This is a genomic window from Roseibium litorale (assembly GCF_014842915.1).
Lineage (GTDB): Bacteria > Pseudomonadota > Alphaproteobacteria > Rhizobiales > Stappiaceae > Roseibium > Roseibium litorale.
Genome location: NZ_JACYXI010000005.1, coordinates 274347 through 281086, shown reverse-complemented (window position 1 = coordinate 281086; position 6740 = coordinate 274347). Strand labels below are relative to the sequence as shown.

The following is a 6740-nucleotide window of genomic DNA, read 5'->3' as shown; positions in this document are numbered from 1 at the left end:
CTCGTCAGGCTCATAACCTGAAGGTCGCAGGTTCAAATCCTGCCCCCGCAACCAAAATACACCAAAAAATAATACAACAAGCCTCGCAAAACAGCGGGGCTAAACGCGTTCAAGTCCCGTCAATGCATCCAAACGCTGGAATGCAGCGAAAACGGCAAATACACTCCAATTGTAGCCGGACAAAACACAAGGGCGGACAGCCAAAACTGGCGGCCGCGCTCAGCGAAAGCGCAGCCTTGCGGCTTGCGCCATCAGCCCCCTCCCAAAAATGAAGCGCTCATAAGCCGCGACGACGCCCACCGACCAGTGCTATACGAAACCACCCGCCGGGGGGAGCCGCATACAGTTTTGACAACACATACGTTTTGTTTTGGCGAACGGGCGCTGTGATTGGCTGGTCTTGATGTGGCGGGAGCCGGGGCGTGTCACTGGCTGCAGGTCAGTAGAGGCAAGAGGGGCTGCCCAGGGGAGACCCTGGACAATGTGTCATGCCGAATAGATGCCGGTCCGTTCCGCAACGCCCCGGTAAGCGGCACCAGCTGTAAAGCCGCCATCAATGACGAAATCCTCGCCGGTGATGAAGCTCGAGGCATCGGAGGCGAGGAACAGCACCAGCTCCGCGATCTCCTCCGGCTTGCCGCTCCGCTTCATCGGCGTCATTTCGATCATTGGCTTCAGATGCGGCGACGACGCATTGAGGCCGGTGACCACAAGGCCGGGGCAGACCGCATTGACGCGGATGTTCTTCGACACCAGCTCCATGGCGGCAGTCTTGGTCAAGCCGCGCAGCGCCCATTTGCTGGAGGTATAGGCCGGGTCGTAGTGACCGGAATAGCCGCTGTTGGACGCGATGTTGACGATCGATCCGCCGCCGCTTTCCGCCATCAGGCCGGTTGCCGACTGAATGCCCAGAAACGCGCCGGACAGGTTGACCTTCATCACCCTCTCGAAGGCTTCCAGAGAGGTGGTGCCGATCAGGGTGCGGTTGATGATCCCGGCGTTGTTGACGAGGATATCAAGACGCCCCTTCCAGTCTCTGGCAAGGTCGATGACAGCCTGCCAGCTGGCCGCGTCGCAGACATCAAGCCGGATGAACCGGACTTCCCGCCCTGCCGCCTGAAGCTCTTTCTCAAGCGATTCGCCTTCTTCGGTCAGCACGTCGGCGATGATGACCGCTGCGCCCCTGGAAGACAGGAGGCGGACTTCCGCCTCTCCCTGTCCGCGGGCGCTGCCGGTCACGATCGCGAGTTTGCCTGTGAGGTCGCTCATGTTCAGTCTCCCGCTGCGACTGTGGTCTGGCTCTGGGTGCCCAGACCATCAATGCCGAGGGTGATCACCTGACCAGCCTTCAGGAACACCGGTTCCGGCTTGATGCCCATGCCGACGCCTGGCGGTGTACCGGTGGCGATGATGTCGCCCGGCTCCAGAGTCATGAACTGGCTGATGTAGCTCACCAGATGGGCCACGCCGAAGATCATGGTCGCGGTCGAGCCGTCCTGACGGCGTACTCCGTCCACTTCAAGCCAGAGGCGGAGGTTTTGGGGATCGGGCACCTCGTCACGGGTCACAAGCCAGGGGCCGGTCGGGCCGAACGTGTCGTGGCTCTTGCCCTTGGTCCACTGGCCGCCGCGCTCGGACTGGAAGGCCCGTTCCGATACGTCGTTGATCACGCAATAGCCCGCCACATGGGACAGGGCATCGGTCTCGCTGACATATTTGGCGCGCTTGCCGATGATGACGCCCAGTTCCACTTCCCAGTCGGTCTTCTTCGAGCCGCGGGGAATCTCAACCGCGTCATTCGGGCCGCAGATCGCGCTGGTGGCCTTCATGAACAGGATCGGCTCTTCCGGCGGGGCCTTGCCCGTTTCCCTGGCATGGTCCGCATAGTTGAGGCCGACGCAGATGAACTTGCCGGTGCCGCCAGCGCAGGGGCCGATGCGCTCGGGTTCGATGACCGGCAGGCTTGCCGGATCAAGCGCCCGCAGCTTGTCCAGTTCTGCATCGCCAAGCACGGTGCCGGCAATGTCGGAAACGATTCCAGAAAGGTCGCGGACCTTGCCGGAGCCGTCGAGGAGGGCGGGCTTTTCGGCGCCCGCCGGGCCATGGCGAAGGAGTTTCATCAAGCGCGCCGGAAACCGGTGAGAATGGAATCGTCCACGTCAGGCAGGTTGACGACGATATTGTCCGGAGTGCGGGTGGTCAGCCAGACCAGCTCTTCCGTGGTCGACATATTCACTTCGATATGCGGCCAGTTCGGCGGCACGAAAATGAAGTCGCCCTCTTCCATGTCGAGAAACTCGGACCAGTTCTCGCCAAAATAGATGCGGCCCTTGCCCTTCAGCACATAGCCGCCGGTTTCGGCTTCACCGTGGTGGTGCGGCAGGGAGCGGTATCCCGGTTCGTTGGAGACCTTGCCGAACCAGATGCGGGTGGCCGGAGTGTGCTGCGGGCCGACGCCGCTGATACGCACGCAGCCGCCGGACTGGCCGGTCTGCTGATCTTCCTGACCCTTGCGGGTTACGACGGGCATCACTTTCTCAGTCATGATTTCCTCCACTTATGACATGAACCGCGGTCAGGGAGCTGGACGCGGCAAGGGTATCCGGATCAATCGGGAACGACAGCGAGGGCCTGGATTTCGACCTTGGCCCGGTCTTCCATCAGGGCGACCACCTGTACGGCGGCCATGGGTGGGAAATGCCGGCCGATGATGTCGCGGTAGACCGAGCCAATGTCCTTGAGGCTGGATTTGTAGGCCTCGCGGTCGGTGAAGTACCAGGTCATCTGGATCAGGTGCTCGGGCTTTGCGCCCGCCGCTTCCAGAACGCTGACGATATTGATCAATGTCTGGCGGACCTGATCCACGAAGTCATCGGAATGAAACTGGCAGTCTGCATCCCAGCCGATCTGGCCGCCAACCTGGACAATACGGCCCCTAGCGCTGATGCCGTTGGAATAGCCAACCGGCTTTGCCCAGCCATCGGGCTGAATGATTTCATGCTTCATCTTTGGGCTCCAGATAGCGTGACAGACCCGCCCGGATGTCATCGGGCCATGCGCGGGACTTGTGGTCTTCGGTGGATGTCAGGACGATGCGCTGGCGGACCGTCCAGATGATGTCGCCGCGCACACGGACCTCGGTTTCAAGATCGAGAGAAGAGCGGCCGATGGAGCGCACATGGACGGCAAAATCCAAGGTGTCGCCATAGACGGCAGGCTTCACGAAATGGAGGTTCATCGTCACCGTCGGGAGGCCAAGCTTGCGCTCGAACATGATCTCCTGCCACGTGATGCCGAACGAGGCGAACATGGCTTCGTTGACGTCGACCAGCATCGACAGATAGGCCGGATGATAGGCAATTCCAGTCAGGTCGCAGTCGCCGAAACGCATCGGCTTCGAAATGGTGAAGGGCATTCTGCCTCTCCCTGCTTGTTGTCTTGTCTTTGGGCCGTCAGCCCGCCTGAATTTCACCGCCAGCCACCGCGATGGCCTGGCCTGTGATCGATCCCGCATCGGGGCTGGCAAGCCAGGCAACCGTGCTCGCCACTTCCTCCGGCCGGATCAGCCGCCCTTGCGGGTTGTGCTTGGTGAATTCGGCCAGGGTTTCGTCCCGGCTCCGGCCCGTTTTGGCGGTGATGGCATCGATCGCGCTGGTGAGGATCGGGGTGTCGGTGAAACCGGGACAGACCGCGTTGACGGTGACGCGGGTCTTCGCCAGTTCGAGCGCCAAGGCGCGGGTCAGGCCAATAACGCCATGCTTGGCCGCGCAATAGGCGGAGACATAAGCATAGCCGGTGAGGCCCGCCGTCGAGGCGATGTTGATGATCCGTGCGGGCTGCCCGCTTGCCTTCAGGTCCGGCAGAACGGCCTGGGTGACATTGAAGACCCCGGTCAGATCGACGGCGAGCACATGGTTCCAGAGCTCCAGGCTGGTTTTTTCAAACGGCGCGCTGGGCGCCTCGCCAGCGTTGTTGACGAGGATCGTGACGGGGCCGAAGGCTTCGCGCGCTGCCGCCAGACCGCTTTGGATTGCGGCCGGATCGGTTACGTCGAAGCTTGATACCGCCAGAGCACAGGCGCCAAGCTCATCCGCGAGCGCTTCAAGCGGCGCGCTGCGGCGGCCTGCCAGCGAGACATTCGCACCGCTGGCAGCAAACCGGCGGGCAATAGCTGCCCCGATGCCGCTTCCGGCACCTGTGATCAGCACATGCTGAGAGGGAGAGACCTGGTCCACGTCCGCCTCACTGAGCTGCTGCGGCCGCACGGGCCAGGTTGGTTTCAAACTGCCCCTTGCCGGAAACATACTGCTTGGGCCAGGGAACACTGGTCAGGCCGATCTTTGCAGCTTCGTGCAGTGTCCAGGCCGGGTCGGCCAGATGCGGGCGGGCGACAGCGCACAGATCGGCGCGGCCCGCCGCAATGACGGAATTGGCGTGGTCTGCCTCGGAAATCGCTCCGACCGCAATGGTCGGGATCTGGATCTCGTTACGGATCTTGTCAGAGAAGGGCGTCTGGAACAGACGGCCATAGACTGGCTTTTCCCCCTTCCAGACCTGGCCGGACGAGCAGTCGATCAAATCCGCTCCGGCGTCCTTGAACATGGCAGCGAAGATCGCCGCGTCCTCCGGCGTGTTGCCGCCTTCGAACCAGTCGTGGCAGGACAGGCGCACGGAAATCGGCTTGTCCTGCGGCCAGACAGCGCGGATGGCGCGGAAGACCTCCAGCGGATAGCGGGCGCGGTTTTCATGGCTGCCACCGTATTCGTCGTCGCGCAAGTTTGTCAGCGGCGACAGGAAGCTCGACAGCAGATAGCCGTGGGCGCAATGGAACTCGAGCCAGTCGGCACCGGCCGCCTCTGCCCGTCTTGCCGCGGCCACGAAATCATCGCGGACCCGGTCCATGTCAGCCCGGTCCATCGCCTTCGGTGCCTGGCTGTTCGGCAGATAGGGCAGGGCAGACGCGGAGAGAAGCGGCCAGCCGCCTTCCTCAAGCGGTTGATCTATGCCCTCCCATGCCAGCTTGGTCGCGCCCTTGCGGCCTGCATGGCCAAGCTGGATGCCAAGCTTGGCGCGGCTGTTGGTGTGAACGAAGTCCGCCAGACGCTTCCAGCCTTCGATCTGGTCGTCGTTCCATAGGCCCAGACAGCCCGGCGTGATCCGGGCATCGGGAGACACGCAGGTCATTTCCCCAAAGACGAGGCCGGCGCCGCCAAGGGCGCGGCTGCCCAGATGGACGAGGTGGAAGTCATCCAGAACACCGTCCTTGGCCGAATACATGGCCATGGGTGAGACGACGATGCGGTTAGGCAAGGTCACGCCGCGCAATGTGTAGGGCGTGAACATGGGCGGCAGGCAGCGTTCGCCTTCCGCGGTGTTCAGGCCCGACTTGCTGGCAAACCAGCGCTCATAGCCTTCCAGCCAGGCCTTGTCGCGCAGGCGCAGGTTCTCATGGCTGATACGCTGGGAGCGTGTCAGCATGGAGTACATGAACTGTTCCGGCTCCATCGTGTCCGCATAACGGTGGCCGACAACTTCGAACCATTCCATGGCGTTGCGGGCAGCGTTCTGAATGCGCGCCACATCGATCCTGCGGATTTCCTCATAGGCATCGAGAACTGCCGGGATCTTCTCCCGGTCATGGCCGAACTTCTGGAACTGGTTGGTCAGCTCGATGGCATCATCAATGGCGAGCTTCGTGCCCGAACCGATAGCGAAGTGCGCTGTGTGAGCGGCATCACCCATCAGAACCACGTGGGAATTGCCGTTGAAATGGCTCCACTTGCCGCAAATCAGCCGCTGGAAGTTTAGCCAGGCAGAGCCGCGCATATGGCGGGCATTGCTGCGCAGAGGCACGCCTTCGAGAACCTCGGAAAAGAGATCCTCGCAGAAACCGATGGACTCCTGCTGGTCCATCTCGCCCAGGCCGTGGGCCTGATAGGCCTCTTCGGTGGTCTCGATGATGAAGGTCGAGGTGGTGTCGTCGAACTTGTAGATATGAGCCTGGAACCAGCCATGCTCGGTTTTACGGAAATCGAAGGTAAAGGCGTCGAAGAGTTTGTCCGTGCCCAGCCAGATGTAGCGGTTCGGCCGGACGACCAGATCAGGCTGGAACACCTCTTCATAGCGGTTGCGAATGCGCGAGTTCACGCCGTCGGATGCGATGATGAGATCGGCATCCGGGAATTCGAGATCGCTCTCCACATCGGTTTCAAACTGAAGCTTGACGCCGAGCGCTTCGCACCGGGATTGCAGGATGTTCAGCAGCTTCTTGCGGCCGATGCCGACAAAGCCATGACCGGTGGTGCGCTGACGGGTGCCCTTGAACAGAACCTCGATATCGTCCCAGTGGTTGAAAGACTGCTGGATTTCCGCGGCGCTTTCAGCGTCCCAAGCGCGCATAGCCTCCATCGTGGCATCGGAAAACACCACGCCCCAGCCGAAGGTGTCATAGGGCCGGTTCCGCTCGACAACGGTGATGTCGTGCTCTGGATGGAGCTTCTTCATCAGAAGTCCGAAATAGAGGCCTGCCGGGCCGCCGCCGATGCAAACGATGCGCATTGCCATTCCCTCGGAAACTGTTGGAGTCTTAATTATTTTAAGTTTAAAGTAATTTGATTTTCGCCCGTGTCAATCCCTATCGGATTGCCTGAGGTGAATTTCGGGGCTGGACAAACGCCGCTGCTCAAACCTGACCTGCCCGAAGGGCAAATTGCTTGACTCCGGAGCCGGTTTATCCGCAA

General features: G+C 61.4%; 7 protein-coding genes. All 7 read right to left on the bottom strand.

Features of this window, described 5'->3' with window-relative positions:
* Positions 1–486: 486 nt before the first annotated feature.
* On the bottom strand, positions 487–1269 hold the full coding sequence (locus tag IG616_RS10420; RefSeq protein ID WP_192148090.1) for an SDR family NAD(P)-dependent oxidoreductase: 783 nt from the start codon (positions 1267–1269) through the stop codon (positions 487–489).
* A 2-nt stretch (positions 1270–1271) separates the two neighbouring features.
* The gene (locus IG616_RS10415; RefSeq protein WP_192148089.1) at positions 1272–2120 is read right to left on the bottom strand and encodes a fumarylacetoacetate hydrolase family protein; all 849 of its coding nucleotides are present in this window, start codon (positions 2118–2120) and stop codon (positions 1272–1274) included.
* Complete coding sequence (locus IG616_RS10410; RefSeq protein ID WP_192148088.1) at positions 2120–2545, bottom strand: cupin domain-containing protein; 426 nt, start codon at positions 2543–2545, stop codon at positions 2120–2122. Before IG616_RS10410 ends, IG616_RS10415 begins: the two co-directional genes overlap by 1 nt.
* Positions 2546–2607: 62 nt before the next feature.
* A complete protein-coding gene (locus IG616_RS10405) occupies positions 2608–3006 on the bottom strand; it encodes a RidA family protein (protein WP_192148087.1) in 399 nt (132 codons plus the stop codon).
* Positions 2996–3415, bottom strand: a complete 420-nt coding sequence (locus IG616_RS10400; RefSeq protein WP_192148086.1) for an acyl-CoA thioesterase — start codon at positions 3413–3415, stop codon at positions 2996–2998. The genes IG616_RS10405 and IG616_RS10400 overlap by 11 nt, the downstream gene beginning before the upstream one ends.
* 37 nt (positions 3416–3452) lie before the next feature.
* Positions 3453–4235, bottom strand: a complete 783-nt coding sequence (locus tag IG616_RS10395) for an SDR family NAD(P)-dependent oxidoreductase (protein WP_343072361.1) — start codon at positions 4233–4235, stop codon at positions 3453–3455.
* Between the two features lie 7 nt (positions 4236–4242).
* A complete protein-coding gene (locus IG616_RS10390) occupies positions 4243–6558 on the bottom strand; it encodes a bifunctional salicylyl-CoA 5-hydroxylase/oxidoreductase (protein ID WP_192148084.1) in 2316 nt (771 codons plus the stop codon).
* Positions 6559–6740 lie beyond the last annotated feature (182 nt).

Bases quoted from the DNA above. Each gene is read 5' to 3' on its own strand.
- IG616_RS10415 (WP_192148089.1), bottom strand. From the start codon at position 2,120: ATGAAACTCCTTCGCCATGGCCCGGCGGGCGCCGAAAAGCCCGCCCTC.
- IG616_RS10390 (WP_192148084.1), bottom strand. From the start codon at position 6,558: ATGCGCATCGTTTGCATCGGCGGCGGCCCGGCAGGCCTCTATTTCGGA.
- IG616_RS10405 (WP_192148087.1), bottom strand. From the start codon at position 3,006: ATGAAGCATGAAATCATTCAGCCCGATGGCTGGGCAAAGCCGGTTGGC.
- IG616_RS10420 (WP_192148090.1), bottom strand. From the start codon at position 1,269: ATGAGCGACCTCACAGGCAAACTCGCGATCGTGACCGGCAGCGCCCGC.
- IG616_RS10410 (WP_192148088.1), bottom strand. From the start codon at position 2,545: ATGACTGAGAAAGTGATGCCCGTCGTAACCCGCAAGGGTCAGGAAGAT.
- IG616_RS10400 (WP_192148086.1), bottom strand. From the start codon at position 3,415: ATGCCCTTCACCATTTCGAAGCCGATGCGTTTCGGCGACTGCGACCTG.